Raw genomic sequence first — 20,187 nt, 5'->3', positions numbered from 1 at the left:
AAGTTATGAGAGGAGGCGACATGGGGCAGATGCGAATCAGCAAGAATAGTGGCGTAAGGAACGGCCGCGTCATTATGCACCTGGACATGGACGCCTTCTTCGTCAACGTCGAACTCCTCGAAAACCCCGCTCTGCGCGGCGAGCCCATTATCGTGGCGCCCCTGGGCCCCCGCTCGGTCGTATGCTCCGCCTCCTACGAGGCGCGGGCTCACGGAGTACGCTCCGGGATGCCGCTCAGCCGCGCCCGGAACCTCAGCCCCAACGCCACCGTCCTGCCGCTGCGTGGCGACTACCGGCACTACTCCCGCGCCGTCATGGCAATCCTTCATGACCTGAGCCCCTACGTTGAGCAGGTCAGCGTGGATGAAGCCTTCGTGGACCTCACCGGCGCCTACCTGCACGGCCAAGACCCCGTCGCCCTGGCGCAGCGCGCTCGCGACCGCATCGCACAGGAGCTCTCCCTGCCCTCCTCCGCAGGGGTGGCACCCAATAAACTACTCGCCAAAATGGCGTCCACCGGCAGTAAACCGAATGGGCTGTGGGTCATTCCACCCGAGCGCGTTCAAGAATTTCTTGACCCGAGAAAAGTCTCCGACCTGTGGGGAGTGGGTGCGAAGAGTACCGAGCAGCTCTCCCGATACGGTATTCACACCATCGCCCAGATGAGGTCCATGAGCCTGGACTGGCTCAAAGAACGCTTCGGTACCGCCCAGGGCGAGCACCTCTGGGCCATGGCGCGCGGCATTGACGAACGCCCCGTAATCACCGAACGTGAAGAGAAAAGCATGGGTGGCGAGCACACCTTCGAGACGGATACGACCGATGCCCAGGAGGTGAGCGCTGCTATTCGGGAGCTGAGTCTCAAACTGGGAAAGCGCCTGCGCACCGCCGGGAAACTCGCCGGAGGGCTCAGCCTCAAAATTCGCTACAGCACCTTCGAAACGCACACTCGCGCTATCTCACTAAACGTGCCCGTGGACTCCGGCATGCAGATCGCCTCCCTGACTCTGGAAGCCCTGCGAGCAGATGAAATCGTGGTGGGTCAGGAGGCGCCACGCGCCCTGCGGCTCATCGGAGTGCGCGCCGAAAAACTCGCCCGCGCCGAAGACGGGGTGCAGCAGACCCTCTTTGATGTCATCGAGAACGCGGCAAGCTCACGCTCCGCCAGAACCGCCTCCCCACAACGAGGCGGCGGGGGAGCGGACAATAGCCCGCAGAACGGTACTCGCTCGGGAGCTGGCGCTCACTCGGGCTCTGGTGCCCGCCTCGTGAAGAGCGGCAGATGGTCCGAGGTTGAGCACGTCATGGACGCGATTCACCGCAAGTACTCGCAGGAAAGCCTCAAGCCAGCCTCCGGAGTTACCGCGCCCGAGAAGAGCATTGACGAAAATAGGTCATAAAGAGCTTCTGTCCGAAAAAAGAATGCGCCAACCCCATCTCGCGCGGTACGATGGGAAGCATACGGCGGGAAGAAGCGCTCATCGCGCCAGCTGGTACACCAGCTAACCCGGCTGATACCGACGTCATCTTGAGTAGCGACACCTCAAAGGAGAAAACGATGGCACTGTCCGAGCGTGAACAGAAGGTTCTGGACCAGCTCGAAGAACTCATGAGTAATGAGGACCCGCACTTTGCCTCCTCCATGTCTTCAACCGGCAACACCGCGCCGGTTTTCAGTGCTCGCCACCTGGCTCTCGGTATTCTCTTCGTTCTCATTGGCCTGGGTATCATTATTGGTGCGGTCGCATCTAATATGATCTGGCTGGGCGTATTCGGCTTCCTCTTCGCAGCGGGTGGCGTGTACTTTGCGACCACCAGCAAGAAGACCCCGGTGGATTCCTTCCTCGGCGGTAAGGCAGAGGGCGCAGCTCGCGTGCGTCAGCGTGAGCAGAAGGAGCGTTCCTCCTTCATGAATCGTCTGGAGGACCGCTGGGACGAACGCAATAACGGCCAGTTCTAGTACTGCTTTGTCTCAATAGTTTTTCTCACGGCTAGTATTTCTCGTGGCTGAGCATCCGTACTCTCTAGGGTCTTAAGACTTCATCAAGACTTCACAAGCGGAAGGTAAGAATTCTTACCTTCCGCTTTTTCTATGCCCGAAATAGTGAAGCGTGGATGCTTTATGAAAGCTGGTAGACGGGTCACGCCGATTCCTGAAGCTTGCTCTGTTATTGAGCCTTTACTTGAGCCGGGGTATGGCAAGCATGCTGAGGGTATTACGCTGAGCGGACACGCCCGAAGCTGTGTAGAAGCTGTGCGTCAGCGTTAAAAATGCAGGAGAGAGCATAAAAACACTAAAAGATACTCTGCCGGGTGGGGTAGGTGGTGGAAAGTGGGGTAAAGTGGAGGGGAAAGCTGAAAGTCAGTCCTATCGCCGTGCCCTCAAACAGACGGCGGAGGCGTCGGCCCGGCACACCCCGCCACCGGCACCTACAGGATGTGTGGAGCAACCACGCTCCCGCAGGCTTCAGCACATCGGCACACATCAGGGGCACACATCGGGGAGGTGAAGTGAATGTTCTTAGGTACCTACTCACCACGAATGGACGCCAAAGGACGCATCATCCTTCCCGCCAAATTCCGTGAGGAACTCTCAGCAGGCCTCGTTCTGACCCGCGGTCAAGAACGATGCCTGTACGTTTTCCCCGCCGCAGAATTTGAACGCATCCACGAGCGGATGCGCACCGCGCCCCTGCCCGGACGAGCCGCCCGAGACTTCCTGCGAGTCTTCCTCTCAGGAGCCTCAGACGAACTGCCCGACAAGCAGGGACGCATCACCATCCCGCCGATACTGCGCCAATACGCAGGACTGACCGACAACCTCGTCGTCATCGGATCCGGTACCCGCGCAGAAATCTGGGATGCAGCCGCCTGGGAGGAATACCTCGCCCGCACCGAAGCTGAATTTGCCTCCCTCGACGAGGACCCGTTCAGCCCGCTACTCTAGCCGGCACCCCGCCGGTGCGATGGCTACCGCCCGGCATCTCTCTATCACCACCGCACCACTCTTCCGTAAGCTTTCCCGCAGGACAAACTCTCACAGGAGCACCCATGAGCGTAGACCACGCCCCCGAAACCGGTACGACCGCATCCGGCGCTGCCGCCAAGGTGACCGGCGCATCCATTGAGAACCTCTCCCAGCGTGAAGCGAGTGAACGCCACGTGCCCGTGATGCTGGACCGCTGCATTAACCTGCTGGCACCCGGCATCGAACGCGCCGTTGAGGAGCGCGGCACCGCCTACGTTATTGATGGCACCCTCGGTATGGGAGGTCACTCCGAGGCGCTACTTGAACGCTTCGAAAACCTTGTGCTGATTGGCATTGACCGCGACCTGCAGGCGCATGCCATCGCCGGTGAACGCCTGGCGCGCTTCGGTGACCGCTTCGTACCCGTGCACGCCGTCTACGATGAAATTGACCGCGCCATGGAAACCGCCGGTGTGCAGGGCATCGACGGCATCCTGATGGACCTGGGTGTCTCCTCCATGCAGCTGGACGAACGCACCCGCGGCTTCGCCTACTCCTACGACGCTCCCCTGGACATGCGCATGAACTCCGAAGACGAGCTCACCGCCCGCATCGTCGTCAACGAATACAGCGAAGACCAGCTGCGCCGCATTATCCGCAACTGGGGCGAAGAGAAGTTCGCATCGCGTATCGCCCGCGCCATCTGCACCGCCCGCGCCAACACGCCCCTGGAAACCACCGGTGAGCTCGTGCGCATTATCCAGAAGGCTGTGCCCGTCGCCGCGCAGCGCACCGGCGGTCACCCCGCCAAGCGCACCTTCCAGGCGTTGCGTATCGAAGTGAACCACGAACTGGAAGCCCTCGAACGCGCCGTACCGGCAGCCCTGGAGGCGCTCAACCTCGGTGGTCGATTCGTCGCCATGAGCTACCACAGCCTCGAAGACAAAATCGTCAAGAGAGCACTGACCGCGGAGGCAACCTCCAAGGCACCCAAGGGCTTCCCGGTAGAGCTTGAAGAGCACAAGCCCACCGTCAAAATCATTACCCGCGGCGCCGAACCGCCTACCGACGAGGAAATTGAACAGAACTCTCGCGCCGCCAGCGCCAAGCTGCGCGCCGCCGAGAAGATCCGCATCCCCGCCAAGTAGAAGACAGAAAGCGAAGAAGAGTGAGCACCCAGCACGCATCCCAGCGCCCCACCCGCACCCAGGGCGCCCCGCGGAGTCGACGCGCCGGTTCCTCGCGCCCTGCCGCCGGCACCCCCGGCGCCGTTGGCTCTACCCGCGCATCCTCTACTGGCGGCTCTACCGGGGCGAGCCGCGCCTCCACCCGAGCACACTCCGGCCGCACCCGCACCGCGCGTCTGGAGCCGGTCACCGCCTCCCAGCCGGTGGTCCGCCCCGTCAGCACCGCCGCATCTCACGGTGGTAAGCGCACCTCAACGAACGCGAGCCGTGTTCCCTCGAGCGTCCGTGCGGCAGCACGCACCGAAGAAGCACGCGAAACGAAGCCCAAGCAGCGTAACCCGCTGTCCACTGTGCGCCGCCGAGCCCGTAAGCTCAGCCCGCCCACCATGCTCGCTGTTTTTGCGGCAATTCCGCTGACCCTGATTTTTATTCTGCTGCTTAACGTGCTGATTGTGACCCGACAGTACGACATGGTGGATTTGCGCGCGCAGGAACAGCGCCTCGTGCAGGAGAACCAGGCGCTGCAGCAGGAGATTGGTTTCAAGGAAGCCCCGCAGGATTTGGCGATACGCGCCAGTACCCTGGGCATGTTTGTGAGCTCTTCGCAGGCGACCCTGAACCTGCAGACTTCCACGATTGAGGGCACCCCCGCCCCGGCTGCAAGCCCCACCGGTATTGAAGGATCCAAGCAGGAGAACCTGATTTCGCCGCCGGCAGCGGGTTCGGAAGAAAGCTACGCCAAGGGCATTGTGGATGCTGACAAGTCTGTTCAGCAGCGACACAGCCAGGCGAGCGCTACGGCAAAGGCATCTGCAAGCGCCTCGGCAAGCCCCGCGCAGCAGGCTAACCCCGCCCAGCAGGCCAACCCCGCACCGGCGAATAGCGCCCCTGCTAGCCCGGTTGCTTCCGCCGCACCGAGCGCCGCTCAGCAGCCCGCAGCTAGCCCCGCGGCAAGCCAGCCCGCACGATAAACAACATTGACCACAGGATGCGTAGCATCACCGATAGACCAGACCAGCGAAAGGACCACCGCATGAGCTCCGACGCGCGTAAGAACGCGAACGAATCGGCATCCGGTCAGCCGGACCTGACCCGCCGTGGCTTTGTCGCCGGCGCCGCTGCCACCTGTGCTCTGGGCGTCATTGGTGCGAATCTGTTTATCCGCCAGGGCTTTGATCCCGGTGCGGTGGCGAATGCGTCCCGTCAGAAGCGTTTGCGCTCCCAGGTGCTGCCTGCTGTGCGTGGCCAGATTCTGGATATCAACGGCAATGTCATGGCGCGTACTGTGCAGCGCTATAACCTGACCGCTGATCAGAGTGCCGTGGCGACCTTCAAGCGTTACAACGAGGACCGCACCCAGAAGATTGAGGTCACCCCCAACCAGCTGGTGTACGAGATGGTCGATATTCTCAAGACCGTTGACCCGGGCATTACCGACGAGTTCATCAAGTCCAAGCTGGACGGCACCTCCAAGTACTCGGTGATTAAGGCAAATATCACCCCGGAAATTTTCAATAAGATTGATGCCCTGGGTGCGCCCTTCATCTACGGTGAGGCGTTCTCCCAGCGCCTGTACCCCAACGGTAGTGTGGGTGGCTCCGTGGTCGGCAAGTACAACATTGTTGAAGAGGCTGACGGCAACGGCAAGGGCGGTACGGTTTCCCGTAACTTCTCGGTGGGCATTGAGCGTGTCTTCGAGAAGGAACTTGCCGGCACCCCCGGTGAACGTACCTACGAGATTAGTGCTGATGGTGTGCGTATCCCCGTGGCGAAGGAAGAGCAACGCCTGGCGGTGGACGGTAAAAATATTCGCCTGACCATTAACCGTGATGTGCAGTATTTTGCGCAGCAGGTGGTTCGTGCCCGCGCTGAGGAGCTGAAGGCTGAATGGTGCACCGCCATTGTTATGGATGTGCGTGACGGCTCCATTTTGGCTCTCGCTGATTCCTCTACGATGGACCCGGGCGCGGCAACCATTGAGGATGCGGCGGACATGACCCCGCGCGCTATTTCGCAGAGCGTGGAGCCCGGTTCGACCGAGAAGATGCTAACTGCTTCGGCGCTGATTGAGCAGGGCCTGACCACCCCGACGAGCGTGTATGACGTGCCCGCGACCCTCACGATTGACGGCCAGACTTTCAAGGATGCGTTTGAGCACGGGGCGCAGCGGCGTACTTTCTCGGGCATTATTCATGACTCGATGAACACCGGTACGGTGCTGGTCGGTCAGAAGCTCAGCAAGGAAGAGCGCTACAACTGGTTGAAGAAGTACGGCGTCGGCGAGTTTACCGGCATTGAGCTGACCGGTGAGGAGCAGGGTATAATCGCTGATTGGCGTGATTGGGATGGCCGTCAGCAGTACACTGTGCTGTTCGGTCAGGGTGTTGCGCAGACTCCGCTGCAGACCGCCATGATTTTCCAGGCGCTGGGCAATAAGGGCGTTCGTCTGAAGCCGCGCATTGTGGACGCGATCATTGACGCCGACGGTACCGAACATAAGCGTGCCGTAGAGCCTGGCGAACGCATGGTCAGCGAGGAGACTGCCGCTTCCTGCCTGACTCTCATGGAGAATGTGGTGGAGCAAGGCCACGCCCGTCCGGCGAAGGTGACCGGCTACCGCGTGGGCGGTAAGACCGGTACTGCGGAAACTCCGAGTGAGAAGGGCGGCTACGACGGCAACACGACGTCCTTTATTGGTGTGGCGCCGATTGAGAACCCGCAGTTCTTGGTGGCGGTGACCATGCAGCGTCCTGAGGGTAGCGTGGGTGCGAACGGTACGACGGCTGAGTTCTCCAAGATTATGGAGAAGACCCTGCACACCTATAATGTGCCGCGTTCTACCGGTGAACCGGAGTTGATTCCGCTTTTTGCTGAGGATAGCCCCAATAAGACGAGCTAAAGGCGAGCGGGGGAGAGGTTCCCGGTAGCTGATTCGTGATGAAGAAGCCCCGGGACTGAACACCTGTCGAAGCCTAAAGCCCGTAGAATATTGAATGACCCTGTGTGCCTTGAGCGCATTGACCATACAGAGCTCACCGCTTCGGACAGCGGAGAGGAAAGAAGGACGATGGATACCGCATCTCACGCACCCGGCCAGAACCTGCTGGGCGGCGACGCTCAGACTCTGCGCCCGAATTCTGTGCGCCCGGTGAGTTTGGCGCACCTTCGCGAACATCTGCAGGGATTGGGTGCTCAGGTGAGTTCCCAGCTGGCTAGTGGCGTTCAGGGTTCTGAATCCGGTGATTCTGTTGAGGTTACCGGTATTAGCATGGACTCCCGAGGTGTTCGCCCGCAGGACCTGTACGTGGCTCTGCCCGGTGCGAAGGTGCACGGTGCGCAGTTTGCTGAGGCCGCGTTGAATCTGGGTGCTTCCGCTATTTTGACGGATGCTGCCGGTGCGCAGCTGCTGGGTGAGGCGCCGGTGCCTGTCCTGGTGACTGAGAACCTGCGCGAGTATGTCGGTCCGTTGGCTGCGCTGATTTATGGTTCGGCGTCGTTCCCCGCTACCCACCGTTACGCGGTGACCGGCACGAACGGTAAGACCACCTCCACCTATATGCTGGAGTCGGTGTTCCGCACCGGCCTGGGTGTGAAGACCGGTCTGATTGGCACGATTCAGATTCTGATTGATGGTGTGTCGGTTCCTTCGAAGATGACCACCCCGGAGTCTCCTCACGTGCATTCTCTGCTGACGATTATGGGTCAGCATCAGGTGCGTTGCGCCGCAATGGAGGTTTCCTCACACGCGATTGATTACCACCGTGTGGACGGCGTGAAGTACGCGGTTGCTGGCTTCACGAACCTGACTCAGGATCACCTGGATCTGCACGGCACCATGGAGCACTATTTCGACTCGAAGGCTCAGCTGTTCACCCCCGAACGTGCCGAGCTGGCTGTGATTACTGCTGATGACGAGTGGGGCGAGAACATGTTCTCCGCCGCTTGCGAGCAGATGGGTGCGCAGCAGGTGCACCGCCTGGTGACTGCGCGCGGTGCCGGTCTGGCTGAGGTACCCGCAGAGTTTGGTGCCCGCGACTGGGCTGTGGTGAAGGTTCAGCGTGAGGGCCTGGGCCACCGCTTCCACGTGGCTAACGGTGCCGGTGAGAGCGTTGAATGCTACACCGGTCTGCCCGCTGACTTTAACGTTTCGAATGCCGCGCTGGCGGCTCTCATGGCGTACCTGGACACTGACTCCGCTGAGCGTGAGCGCCTGCTGCCCGAGCTGGCGTCCGGTTCGGCTCTGACTCCGGTGGTGCCGGGTCGTATGCAGCTGATTTCTTTGGCTCCGCACGCGATTGTGGACTTCGCCCACAACCCTGACGGTCTGACCCGTGCCCTGGAGGCGATGGATCGCCCCGGCGACGGCAAGGTCATGATTGTTTTCGGTGCGACCGGTGAGCGTGACCAGCTCAAGCGCCCGATTATGGGTGCGATTGCGGCACAGTACGCAGATATTGTGGTTGTGACTGATGACGATCCGCACGGTGAGGCGCCCGAGCCGATTCGTGCCGCCGTTGAGGAGGGCGCGCAGAAGGCTGAGAACCGCCGAGCCACCCAGATCCTGAATATTTCTCCGCGTGCCGCCGCTATTGATGCGGCAATTGCCCTGGCGGGCGAGCATGACGCCATCCTGATTGCTGGCCGCGGCCACGAAACCGAACAGGATGTTGACGGCGTGGATATCGCCCTGGACGACCGCGTTGAAACCGCCCGTGCCCTGCGTGCGCACGGTTTCGAGATCCTGCCTGACTACCAGCGCATGCTCGATGAAAGTGACTCTAAGACCGCTGAAGGTATGGTGAAGAATGATTAAGCTCAGCGCCGCCCAGATTATTGAGGCAACCGGCGGCACCGCTATCGGCCTGGAGGGCCGTGAGGAGCAGGTGTACGCAGACTTCGCCACCACCGACTCCCGCGAGGTGCAGACCGGTACCCTGTTCGTGGCGAAGCCCGGCGCGGTCACTGACGGCCACAGGTTCATCCCCATGGCGTTTGAGAGGGGCGCGACCCTGGCGCTGGTCGAGCGTGAAGTACTCGACGAGCAGGGCGTGCCCTACCCGAGCATCCAGGTGCCCGATGTGGTGCTGGCGATGGGCGATTTGGCGCGCTATTCCATTGAGCAGATGCGCGCTCAGGGTGAGCTGACCGTTATCGGTATTACCGGTTCTGCCGGTAAGACCACCACCAAGGACCTTCTTGCCGCCATTTTCACCCCGGAGGGCCCGACCGTTGCCCCGGTCGGCTCCTACAACAGTGAGGTGGGCGTGCCCCTGACCGTTTTCCGTGCGGATGAGTCCACCCGCTACCTGGTCATTGAGATGGGTGCGGACCGTGTGGGCAATATCGAGTACCTGGCGAATATTGCGCACCCCGATCACGGCGCAATCCTGAAGGTTGGTACCGCGCACGCTGGCGAGTTCGGCGGCGTGGACAATATTGAGCGTACTAAGGGTGAGCTGGCTGAGGGCGTTCAGCCGACCGGCTCCCTGGCTCTGAACGCTGACGATGAGCGCGTGCTGCGCATGGCGTCGCGTTCGGTTGCCCCCATTACTTACTTCGGCGTGGGTGAGAAGACCGGCGCGAACGGTCAGCCCTACGAACGCTACGTGGCGGCGCTGAACCTGCGCACCACCGACGCTGGTTGCCCCGAGTTCACTCTGCGCCTGCCCGACGGTAGCGAGTACGAGATCTCCTCGCAGCTGATCGGTGAGCACCACGTGCACAACCTGCTGGCTGCGGCGACGATTGCCTACAACAGCGGTATTTCGGGTGAGAAAATCGCTCGCGCGCTCAACAAGGCGGCGGCGGCTTCGAAGTGGCGTATGGCTCGCACCGACCGTGCTGATGGCGTGACCGTCATTAACGACGCATACAACGCGAACCCCGAGTCGATGGCAGCGGCACTGCGCACTCTGGCGCAGCTGGGCCGCACCGTTGACCCGGCGACCGGTCAGCCGCACCGCACCTGGGCTGTTCTGGGTGCCATGCTGGAGCTCGGTGACGCCTCCGTGGAGGAGCACGACCGCATCGGTCGCCTCGTGGTGCGCATGAACATTTCCAAGCTGATTGCTGTGGGCGACGAGACGAAGCCCATCTACAATGCTGCTCATCTGGAAGGCTCCTGGGGTAATGAGGCGACCTGGGTGAAGACCCCGGAAGAGGCAGAGCAGATTCTGCGCGCCGAGGTTCGCCCCGGCGACATTGTGCTCTTCAAGTCCTCGAACGGCGCGAAGCTGGGCATTCTGGGTGACCAGGTTGCTTTCGCCGAGTACACCTTCGGCGCTGAGGAAGAGCAGGCACCGACCTGGCTTTCTGCCGGTGACTTTGTTGAAACCACCGACTTGAGCGACCACCTTGCCGCTCACCTGGACGGTACCGCTAATGGCGACCGTACTGCCACCGAACAGACCACGAACGAAGGGTAGCGCTTTATGATTACCGTGCTGATCGCTGGAATCTTCGGATTCCTCATCTCCCTCACCGCGCTGCCGGTGTTCATCAAAAAGATGAAGTCCCTCAAGCTTGGCCAGCTCATCCGTGAGGAAGGCCCGGCAGCCCACCAGCATAAGGCGGGCACCCCCACCATGGCGGGTCTGATTTTCATCCCCGCGGCGATTCTCGCCTACTTCTTGACCCTGGCGGTGAGCGCGCTGCTCTTCGGTACCGCGCCGGTACCGACCGCTACCGCGTGGCTGACCATCGCCTTCACCCTGGGCATGCTCGGTGTGGGCGCGGCGGACGACATCATGAAGTTCCGCAATAAGGGCAACGAGGGCCTGACCGAGAAGCAGAAGACCATTGGTCTTCTGGGCGTGACCCTGCCCTTTGCGTACCTGGCGTTCCAGTTCCCGAATGAGTCGGGTGCTCGTCCGGCGTCGACCGCCATCTCTTTCGTACGTGACCTGCCCATTGACCTGTTCGCGGCGGGCGCGGTCTTCGGCTCCATCCTGCTGGTTGGTTGGATTACCCTCATCTCCCTGTCCGGTACGAACGCGGTGAACTTCACCGATGGTCTGGATGGCCTGGCTGGCGGCATCATGATGACCATCTTCTCCGGCTACCTGACCATCAGCATCTGGCAGTACGTACACGCCTGCTCCGCTGGCGCTGGCACCGCCTGCTACGATGTGCGCGACCCCGGTTCACTGGCGCTGATTGCCGCATCCCTGGTGGGTTCGCTGGCTGGCTTCCTCTGGTGGAACGTGTCGAAGGCACAGATCTTCATGGGCGACTCCGGTTCCCTGGCGCTCGGTGGCGCAATGGTTGCTTTCGCGCTGTTCACCCGCACCGAGCTGCTTCTGCTGGTCATCGCTCTGATTCCCGTGCTGGAAGTGTTCTCTGTGATTGTGCAGAAGTTCGTGTTCAAGACCAGCCGTAAGCGTTCGGTCGCAGCGGGGGAGAAGCCCCTGCACGCGCACCGTTACTTCCGTATGACCCCCTTCCACCACCACATGGAGAAGGTCGGCGTCAACGGCAAATACTCAATTGATAAGCGAGGCATTGCCCCCGGTACCGTCAGCAGCGGCGAAGTGAACTCCGTGTTCCGCCTCTGGGTTGTTAATGCCCTCTGCGTGCTCGTCGCCCTGGCGCTGTTCTTCGGTGACTGGTTCTCGCAGACTTCTGGAGTGATTCACTAATGTCAACTAATGAACAGCCGGATACAGCTCGCATTGAAGCGAACGCCGCCGCTATTGCGGTGAACCCGGTGTATGAGAACGAGCGCCTCGCGGAACTGACTCACTGGGGTGCGCCCTGGGCTAACCTGCGCGTGGTCGTGGTGGGCATGGGTACCAGCGGCGACGCTGTGACCGATGTGCTCGCCCAGCTGGGTGCGAAGATTGTTGTCATCGACGGGGCAGATACCCCGGAGAAGCGTGAACGCATCGACCTGTACGCTAACGCATACGGCAACGTTGAGGGTCTGTTCGGTCCCGAGCACATGCGTGCACTACCCCCCGTGGACGGTCAGGAACCCGAGCTTGTAGTGACCTCCCCGGGCGTGCGTCCCGACCACCCGGTCATGCTGGACGCGTATGAGCGTCGCATCCAGATTTGGGGCGATGTGGAGCTGGCGTGGCGCCTGAATGAGCGCAGCGACCGCCCGACCCCCAAGTGGCTGTGCCTAACCGGCACGAACGGCAAGACCACCACCGTGGGCATGGTCGATTCCATCCTGAAGGCTGCCGGTAAGAAGGCTATTCAGGTCGGTAATGTGGGCATGCCCATCGTGTACGCGATTGCCGACGATGAGCCCTACGAGTTCTTCGCGGTGGAGCTGTCGAGCTTCCAGCTGCACTGGACCTACTCGCTGTCCCCGTACGCTTCGGTGGTTCTGAACATCGCTGAGGATCACGTGGACTGGCACGGCTCCTTCGACGGCTACAAGGCTGATAAGGCTCGCGTGTACGAGCACACTCAGGTTGCCTGCATCTTCAACACCGACCACGTGGACACCCTGCGCATGGTTGAGAACGCGGACGTTATTGAGGGCGCTCGCGCGATTGGCTTCAGCTCCACTGAGATGCCCGCCGTGTCGATGCTCGGCCTGGCTGAGGACATTATGGTGGACCGCGCCTTCTTGAAGAACCGTTACAACGAGGCGTATGAGCTGGCGGTTCTGGAGGATTTGGCTCCGGCTCCCGGTAAGATGCCTGCGAAGCACACCGTGGAGAACGCTCTGGCGGCTGCGGCGCTGTGCCGTGCGGCTGATATTGACCCGAAGGCTGTGGGCGCGGGCCTGCGTTCCTTCAAGACCGGTGCGCACCGCAACCAGCTGGTGGGCTACGCGAACGACATCATGTGGGTGAACGATTCGAAGGCTACGAATCCTCACGCCGCGAACGCGTCGATGAGCGGCTACCCCTCGCTGGTGTGGATTGCTGGCGGCCTGTCGAAGGGCGTTGAGTACGATGAGCTGATTGCTGCTCACGCTAAGCGTCTGAAGGCTGTGCTGATTATCGGTACTGATACTGCGGCGCTGAAGTCGGCGTTGGCTAACCATGCTCCGCAGGTTCCGACCTACAATATGACCGCCGCTGTGGCTGATTCTTCGGACGGTATTGCCGTGATGAACGCGGCCGTTGCGAAGGCTGCTGAGCTGGCGCATCCGGGCGATACCGTGCTGATGGCTCCCGCGTCTGCTTCGATGGACCAGTTCAAGAATTATGCGGTGCGCGGTGATGCGTTTGCGAACGCTGTTGCCGCCCAGCTGGCAGACTCTTAGGACATTGCCTGTAGAGGGTGTCTTGGGTGACCGGGGTGCTTTCTGCGGGTTCTTCTCGGGGGTGGGATGGTAACGGTGTCCCACCCCTGAACCTTTTTCGTGTATTCGCCACGACGGATCCGTGGCAGTTGAGGCCTATAGGAGGGCATGTGAGTACCAGCGCATCTTCGGAGCGTTCGGCTTCTTCGGCGCGTTCGACCGCGAGTGGTCGTTGGGCGTCTTTGCGAGCCGGTTTGGAGGATTTCTCTGCGCCGTTCCGTACTCGTGCCGATAGGCTGTACCGTCGTGGTTTGAAGGCTGACCTGTGGGATGTGCCGGTGATGCTGCTGGTCACGACCCTGGGTCTGGCTATTTTTGGCTGCATTATGGTGCTGTCGGCGTCGAGCGTCACCATGATTTCTCAGGGGCAGTCGCCGTTCTCTCAGGTTTCGTCTCAGGTCATGTTCTTGGTTCTTGGCGTGATTGCGATGGCGGGTATTACGCGTATCCCTGTTGGGTATTACCACAAGAAGTCTGTGGTGTACGCGATGCTGGTTGCCGCCTTGGTCATGCAGCTTGCTGTGGTGGTCGTTGGCGTTGAGGTGAACGGTAACCGTAACTGGTTGAAGCTCGGCCCGGTGCAGATTCAGCCGTCGGAGTTTTCGAAGCTTGCGATTATTATGTGGCTGGCGTGGGTGTATAGCCGCCACGGCGATATTTCTCGTAGTATTTGGCGCACGCTGTTCCCCTCGATTTATGGTGTGGGTGCCCTGGTGCTGCTGATTATGCTCGGTGGTGACATGGGTACCGCCATGGTGTATGGCTTCATCTTTGTGGGCATGATGTGGCTGGCGGGTGCTTCTCGCAGCTCGCTGCTGAAGATTGGCGGCGCGTTTGCGGTGTTGGCGCTCGTGGGTGTGCTCAGTAGCGCGAACCGTGTGGCTCGTATTTTCGGTATTTGGGGTTCGTGCACGAACGCTAACTGTGACCAGGCAAATTCTGGTGAGGTGGCGCTGACGACCGGTGGCTTCTTGGGTGTTGGTCTGGGCCAGTCGCGCCAGAAGTATAACTACCTGGCTGAGGCGCATAACGACTATATTTTCGCCATTATTGGTGAGGAGCTGGGTCTGCTGGGTACGCTGGCGGTTCTGCTGCTGTATGTGGGCCTGGTGTACTGCGCGGTTCGTATTATGCTGCGTACTACTGATCCGCTGGTGCGTTTGGCTACGGGCGGCATCATGATTTGGCTGACTTCTCAGGCGATTATCAATATGGGCATGGTGTCCCGTATCCTGCCGGTGATTGGTGTGCCTTTGCCGTTTGTCTCCTATGGTGGTTCGTCGCTGTTGTCCTCGTTGTTTGCAGCGGGTTTGTTGTTGGCGTTTGCGCGGCAGACTCCGTTGCGTGGCGCGACGAAACCGTCGAATATTGAGACCCAGAGCGCGCGTGAGGTTCGTCGTGAGAATGCTGAATGGCAGCGTCGTACGCCGTTGCAGGATGTGCTGAATCAGGAAGAGGCAGCTCGTGCGGCTGCCGGTGGTCACCTGTTGAAGGAACATAATCCTTTGAAGGTTGTTTTCGGCCCGGAGAGCACGTTGCGCCGATGGTTGGGTTTTGCGCCGGATCAGCAGCGCGAGTTGTCTCGTATGGCTCGTGAGCAGCAGAAGGAGCAGGAGCGCCAGGCTCGGGAGCAGGTTCGTCGCAAGGAGGAACAGGCTCGCCAGGAGGCGGCGCAGGCTCGAGAAGAGGCGCGTCGTGCTCGCGAGGAGGCGCGTCTGGCTCGTGAGGAAGCTGCCCGTGTGAAGGCGGAGCAGAAGGCTGAAGCTCAGAAGCAGAAGGCCTCGCAGAAGCCTGCACCGCAGAAGGTAGCTCCGCAGAAGGCTCCTGCTCAGCCTCGTACCGGTCAGCAGACTCGCCCCGCTCAGAAGGCTACCGCTGCGAAGCCTGCAGGTCAGAAGCCCGCGGCTCCGAAGCAAGCTGTACAGCAGCGCGCCGCTCAGCCCCGTACCGCTCAGAAACCTGCTACTCAGAAGCGAGTGCAGCAGCCTCGTGGCGCTCAGCCCCGTAGCGCACAGCACCGTCCGTCGGGTTCGCTACCTGCGGGTCTGCAGCCGCTGCATCCGGAGGACCGTCAGCGTCGTGCCCAGCGACAGGGTAATCCTCGACAGGGCGCTCAACGTCAGGCAGCGCCGCGACAGGGCACTCAGGCAAAGGGTACTCAGGCCAAGGGTGCTCCGAAGAACAGCGCTCAGCAGGCGCAGCGTCCGGCTCAGGGCGCGGCTCGGAACTCGGCTCAGCGCGGCACCCGTAAGCAGGGCTAAACCCCGCGGAACCCGCTCCGCGAAGCCTGCATATCGGGGGCTGGCAATCGGGGAAGTGAGCTGCGGTTCGCACCTCTACCCGTGATGAATATGTGCTGAATATAAGATAAAGCCCTCGCTATTGAGTTGTAGCTCAATGGCGGGGGCGCTCTTTTGAACAGGTGCGATAGCGTAAAATGATGCTGTACCGATGTGTTGGGAGAAAGACCTATGACGAAGAAGGCGCCCTCTATAGTCTTCGCCGGTGGTGGCACCGCCGGTCATATTAATCCGATGCTCGCGATTGCGCGTGCGGTTCGTGATCTTGAGCCGAATGCTAAGATTCTGATGCTGGGCACCGCCGACAAGATGGAAGCCGAGCTGGTTCCGGCAGCTGGTTTCGATATTGAGTTCATTCCTCGTGCGGCGTTCCCTCGTAGCATTAACCGTGCCGCTTTGGCTTTCCCCGCTAAGTTCTTTGGTGGCCTGTCGAAGACCCGCCGCATCCTCAAGGATGTAGATGCGGATGTGGTCGTTGGCGTGGGCGGCTACGTGTGCCCGCCTGCGTATTTGTCGGCGTTGAGCGCTAAGATTCCCGTGGTGATTCATGAGGCGAACGCGAAGCCCGGTTTGGCGAACCGCCTGGGTGGCACGTTTGCGAAGTTCACCGGTGTTGCGTTCCCTAATACTCCGTTCCCGCGCGCGACCCTGGTGGGCATGCCGATGAAGGATGAGATTGCCTACCTGAACCGTGAGGCGCACCGTTCGAAGGCTCGCCGTAACCTGGGCCTGGACCCGCAGAAGCCGACCGTGATTGTGACCGGTGGTTCGCTGGGCGCGCAGAGCCTGAACAATGCGGTGGCGGCGTGCCGTGACCACTTTGCTGAGTGGGACTTCCAGATTCTGCATATTACCGGTAAGGGTAAGGCTGTTCTGGATGAGAATGGTGAGCCGTTGAGCGCGCCGAATTACCGTCAGATTGAGTTCAGCAACGGCATGCAGGATGTGTATGCTGCCGCTGATCTTCTGCTGGTGCGTTCGGGCGCGGCGACCGTCAGTGAGGTTGCTGCGGTGGGTGTTCCCGCGATTTTTGTGCCGCTTCCCATTGGTAATGGTGAGCAGGCTCTGAATGCTCGTTCTCTGGTGGAGGCGTCTGCGGCTCTGCTGGTGAAGGATGCAGAGGTCACCGGTGAGTGGTTTGCCCGTGAGATTCCGGCTCTTATGGCGAACCCGGAGGAGCTGGAGCGTATGGGCGCTGCGGCGTATGAACTTGGTATCCGTGACGCGGCGCGCGTTATGGCTGAAGCAGTATTGAAGGCAGCTGAGAAGTAATGACTGAATTGATGAATCTTGAGATGGTGTTGCCGGCACCGCTGACCCCGCCGTTCCCTGAGCGTGCGAAGATGAGCGAGTTGGGCCGTGTGCACTTCATCGGTATTGGTGGCTCGGGTATGAGCGCTATTGCCGCTCTGATGCTGCAGGCTGGTGTGACGGTGAGTGGTTCTGATCGTGCGGAGTCGGCTACTGTTGAGTCTTTGCGTGCTGCGGGTGCTCGTGTGGGTGTTCCTCAGCAGGCTGAGAACATTGTGGACGTTGATACCGTGGTGATTTCTACTGCGATTCGTGAGGATAACCCGGAGCTTGTTGCCGCTCGTGCGCAGGGTCTGCGTGTGCTGCATCGTTCTGAGGCTCTTGCCGCTGTGATGGGTGAGTCTCAGGTGGTTGCTGTTGCCGGTACTCACGGTAAGAGCACGACCAGCTCCATGATTTCTGTGATGTTTGATCAGCTGGGTGCTGACCCGTCGTTTGCGGTGGGTACTGTGATTGCTGGTCGCGGCACGAACGCTCACCTGGGTGCTCAGGGCCCGGAGTCGATTTTTGTGGCTGAGGCTGATGAGTCGGACGGCTCGTTTGTGCGTTACCGCCCGGCTATTGCTGTGGTGACGAATGTTGAGCCGGACCACCTGGATTTCTATGAGACGGATGAGCGTGTCTTTGAGGCGTTCAACCGTTTTGTGGGTTCGCTGGCACCTAACGGTATTGTGGTGACCTGTGCTGATGATGCGGGCGCGGCTGATTTGGCGGCTCGTTCTCGTGCGGCGGGTGTGCCCGTGGTGACTTACGGTGAGTCTGCAGATGCTGACCTGCGCATTAGCGAGATTACGAGCGCCGGTTCGTCCTCGTCTTCGCACCTGTCCTGGTCGTTTGAATGCCGTGGCGTGCGTTATGAGGGTGAGCAGGATATTGCTCTGAAGGTGCCCGGTATCCACAACCAGCTGAACGCTTCGGCTGCTTTTGCCTCGGCGCTGATTTCTGGCTATGAGGCTGCCGATATTGCTCGCGCTCTGGCTGAGTTCGTGGGTGCTGACCGCCGCTTCACCCTGCGCGGTGAGGTTGCCGGCGTGAAGGTCTTTGATGACTATGCGCACCACCCGACCGAGGTGTTCCGCGCCTTGGAGACCGGTCGCACCGTGGCTGATGGCCACAACCTGTACGTGATTTTCCAGCCGCACCTGTTCTCGCGTACTCGCGAGTTCGCGAAGGAGTTCGCGCAGGCTCTGTCGATGGCTGACCGCGCCCACGTGCTGGATATTTACCCGGCTCGTGAGCTGCCGATTGAGGGCGTGACCAGTGAGCTGATTACCGGTGCTGGTTTCTCTGAGGTTCGTTACGCCACCGCTGAGGGCGCTATTGAGGATATCGTGGCGTGCGCTCAGAGCGGCGATATTGTGATGACCGTTGGCGCCGGTGACGTGACCGCTTTGGGTGCTCGTCTGCTGGAGTCCCTGCAGGTTCGTCACGGTGGCGAGTCGAAGAAGTCGGAGGCTTAGGCTGTGCCGATGAGTTCTGGTCTCTCTTCGGAGGGGCATTCCTCCTCGCGCGCGCCGAAGGCTCCGCGTTCGCGTGCTCGTTTGCGCGCCCAGCAGGTAGCTGAGAATGCGCAGGTTGAGGCTAAGCATGCCGAATCCGCGCAGGCTGAGTCTGCCCAGTCTCAGGTGGCAAAGACGACCAAGGCTGCGGAGGCTACGAAGTCTGCGGAGGCGGTGAAGCCCGCCAAGGCGACCGCTTCCGAGGGCTCGGCCCAGGCAGCCGCTACTCAGTCTTCGAGCTCTGTTCGCCATGCGCCGCGTAAGCCCGTGGCGCATAAGGCTTCCGCTCAGCACGGTGCTGATTCTTCGTCTCGTAAGAGCGCTGCGGCGGTGCATTCTTCGGCGCAGTCTCTGAAAGATTCGGTGCGTTCGGCTCTGATGACCGGTCGCACCGTGTCTGAGGTTGAGCATGCCCCCGAGCTGTTTGATGTTGAGGCGTTTGAGGATTCTTCGTCTAAGGCAACGTCTGCTCAGAGTGCCTCTGCTCAGCCTGAGAAGAGCACCGGCAAGGATAGCGATAAGGGCGCCAGCAAGAAGTCTGCGTCCGCCTCCGGTAAGGCATCTGCCCAGTCAGATGCTGCCGGCTCTCGCGAAGAGCCTGCCGCCCAGAAGGCTGAGGAAAGCGCCGACAAGAGCACTGATAAGGCGGGGGAGAAGGCTGCTGAAGAGCCTCGCCCCACGAGCCGTTTTGGTCGTTGGCGTGCCGAGCGTGAGCAGCAGCGTGCCGCGGAGATTGAGAAGGAGCGTGAGCGTGCGAGCCGCCAGGCTCAGCGTGAGCGTCTGCGTCAGGATCCGGGCTTGGACGGTCTGCGTGCTGAGGAACGCTCCCGTAAGGAGCGTGCGCCTCTGACCCGTGCCCGTAAGCTGCTGTACACCGCTTCGGCGCTGGCTATTATTGCGGTGCTGTACGTGGTGCTGGTCTTCTTCTCGCCCCTGTTGGCGACTCAGAAGATTACGGTGCGCGGCGCATCCCTACTGGAGACCACTCAGGTGGAGCAGAAGCTGGAGCCCCTGCGCGGTGTTCCGCTCACTCGCATCGACGAGAAGAAGGTGCGTGAGCTGATCGGGCAGGATAATGTGATTCGTAGCGTGCAGGTGGAAAGCCGTCCGCCGCATGAGCTGGTGGTGACTCTGAAGGAGCGTACCGCGGTTGCGGTTGTGAAGCAGGGCGATACGTACCATACTGTTGATAGCGATGGTGTGAGCCTTCTGGAGTCGGCAACCCAGCCCGATACGTCGGTGCCGCTGGTTCGTTTCAGCGGTGATGACCCGCAGGCTTCGGCTGAGTTCCGCACTATTTCTACCGCGCTTTCGGCGATGCCCTCTGAACTTCTAGCTCAGGTTAAGGAAGCCGGCGCTACGTCAACCTCAAGTATCACTCTAACCTTGAGGGATAATACTACGGTGCAGTGGGGAACCGCTGAAGAGAGCGAGTTGAAGGCTAAGGTCCTGCTCTCCCTGCGCCAGGCTATTGCTAAGCGTGCTCAGGAGGAGAAATCTTCCGAGGCACAGACGCAGAAGGTGACCGTCTATGACGTGTCTGCCCCGCGCGTACCGGTGACCCGTTAGGGGAACCAATCAGGCGCTTTATCCTCCCTTTTTGTGTGAAATCCGCAAAAAGAGGGGGTAATTGCGCTGTGTGACTAGGAACCGACAAAAA

Annotated in this window: 14 protein-coding genes; all 14 read left to right on the top strand. The window is 60.7% G+C overall.

Annotated features, from left to right (window positions below; translation table 11 throughout):
- Positions 1 to 20 precede the first annotated feature (20 nt).
- The 14 genes from dinB to HMPREF3055_RS08755 all read left to right on the top strand — a co-directional run bounded on the left by dinB (position 21) and on the right by HMPREF3055_RS08755 (position 20,096).
- The gene (gene dinB, locus HMPREF3055_RS08820) at positions 21 to 1,400 is read left to right on the top strand and encodes a DNA polymerase IV (protein ID WP_070738867.1); all 1,380 of its coding nucleotides are present in this window, start codon (positions 21 to 23) and stop codon (positions 1,398 to 1,400) included.
- 158 nt (positions 1,401 to 1,558) lie between these two features.
- Positions 1,559 to 1,960, top strand: a complete 402-nt coding sequence (locus HMPREF3055_RS08815) for a DUF3040 domain-containing protein (RefSeq protein WP_005506566.1) — start codon at positions 1,559 to 1,561, stop codon at positions 1,958 to 1,960.
- Positions 1,961 to 2,515: 555 nt separating this feature from the next.
- Positions 2,516 to 2,947, top strand: a complete 432-nt coding sequence (mraZ, locus tag HMPREF3055_RS08810; protein WP_005507741.1) for a division/cell wall cluster transcriptional repressor MraZ — start codon at positions 2,516 to 2,518, stop codon at positions 2,945 to 2,947.
- A 104-nt stretch (positions 2,948 to 3,051) separates the two neighbouring features.
- Positions 3,052 to 4,116, top strand: a complete 1,065-nt coding sequence (rsmH, locus tag HMPREF3055_RS08805; protein WP_070738866.1) for a 16S rRNA (cytosine(1402)-N(4))-methyltransferase RsmH — start codon at positions 3,052 to 3,054, stop codon at positions 4,114 to 4,116.
- Between the two features lie 20 nt (positions 4,117 to 4,136).
- The gene (locus HMPREF3055_RS08800) at positions 4,137 to 5,126 is read left to right on the top strand and encodes a cell division protein FtsL (protein WP_070738865.1); all 990 of its coding nucleotides are present in this window, start codon (positions 4,137 to 4,139) and stop codon (positions 5,124 to 5,126) included.
- 62 nt (positions 5,127 to 5,188) lie between these two features.
- On the top strand, positions 5,189 to 7,054 hold the full coding sequence (locus tag HMPREF3055_RS08795; protein WP_070738864.1) for a peptidoglycan D,D-transpeptidase FtsI family protein: 1,866 nt from the start codon (positions 5,189 to 5,191) through the stop codon (positions 7,052 to 7,054).
- 168 nt (positions 7,055 to 7,222) lie between these two features.
- The gene (locus HMPREF3055_RS08790) at positions 7,223 to 8,968 is read left to right on the top strand and encodes a Mur ligase family protein (RefSeq protein WP_070690052.1); all 1,746 of its coding nucleotides are present in this window, start codon (positions 7,223 to 7,225) and stop codon (positions 8,966 to 8,968) included.
- A complete protein-coding gene (gene murF, locus HMPREF3055_RS08785; protein WP_070738863.1) occupies positions 8,961 to 10,580 on the top strand; it encodes a UDP-N-acetylmuramoyl-tripeptide--D-alanyl-D-alanine ligase in 1,620 nt (539 codons plus the stop codon). Before HMPREF3055_RS08790 ends, murF begins: the two co-directional genes overlap by 8 nt.
- A gap of 6 nt (positions 10,581 to 10,586) precedes the next feature.
- Entirely contained in the window at positions 10,587 to 11,792 is a 1,206-nt protein-coding gene (gene mraY, locus HMPREF3055_RS08780) for a phospho-N-acetylmuramoyl-pentapeptide-transferase (RefSeq protein ID WP_005507747.1), read from the top strand.
- On the top strand, positions 11,792 to 13,378 hold the full coding sequence (murD, locus tag HMPREF3055_RS08775) for a UDP-N-acetylmuramoyl-L-alanine--D-glutamate ligase (protein ID WP_070738862.1): 1,587 nt from the start codon (positions 11,792 to 11,794) through the stop codon (positions 13,376 to 13,378). Before mraY ends, murD begins: the two co-directional genes overlap by 1 nt.
- Positions 13,379 to 13,527: 149 nt before the next feature.
- Positions 13,528 to 15,678, top strand: coding sequence for a peptidoglycan glycosyltransferase FtsW (locus HMPREF3055_RS08770; RefSeq protein WP_049350353.1), 2,151 nt, complete (start codon positions 13,528 to 13,530; stop codon positions 15,676 to 15,678).
- A 210-nt stretch (positions 15,679 to 15,888) separates the two neighbouring features.
- A complete protein-coding gene (gene murG, locus HMPREF3055_RS08765) occupies positions 15,889 to 16,989 on the top strand; it encodes an undecaprenyldiphospho-muramoylpentapeptide beta-N-acetylglucosaminyltransferase (RefSeq protein WP_049350352.1) in 1,101 nt (366 codons plus the stop codon).
- Positions 16,989 to 18,488, top strand: coding sequence for a UDP-N-acetylmuramate--L-alanine ligase (gene murC / locus HMPREF3055_RS08760; RefSeq protein ID WP_070738861.1), 1,500 nt, complete (start codon positions 16,989 to 16,991; stop codon positions 18,486 to 18,488). Before murG ends, murC begins: the two co-directional genes overlap by 1 nt.
- 9 nt (positions 18,489 to 18,497) lie before the next feature.
- Entirely contained in the window at positions 18,498 to 20,096 is a 1,599-nt protein-coding gene (locus HMPREF3055_RS08755; RefSeq protein ID WP_246826929.1) for a cell division protein FtsQ/DivIB, read from the top strand.
- Positions 20,097 to 20,187 lie beyond the last annotated feature (91 nt).

The sequence above is a fragment of the Rothia sp. HMSC061C12 genome, assembly GCF_001815755.1.
Lineage (GTDB): Bacteria > Actinomycetota > Actinomycetes > Actinomycetales > Micrococcaceae > Rothia > Rothia mucilaginosa.
Note: the sequence above shows the minus strand (reverse complement) of the source record. Positions and strands in the feature narration are given on the sequence as shown.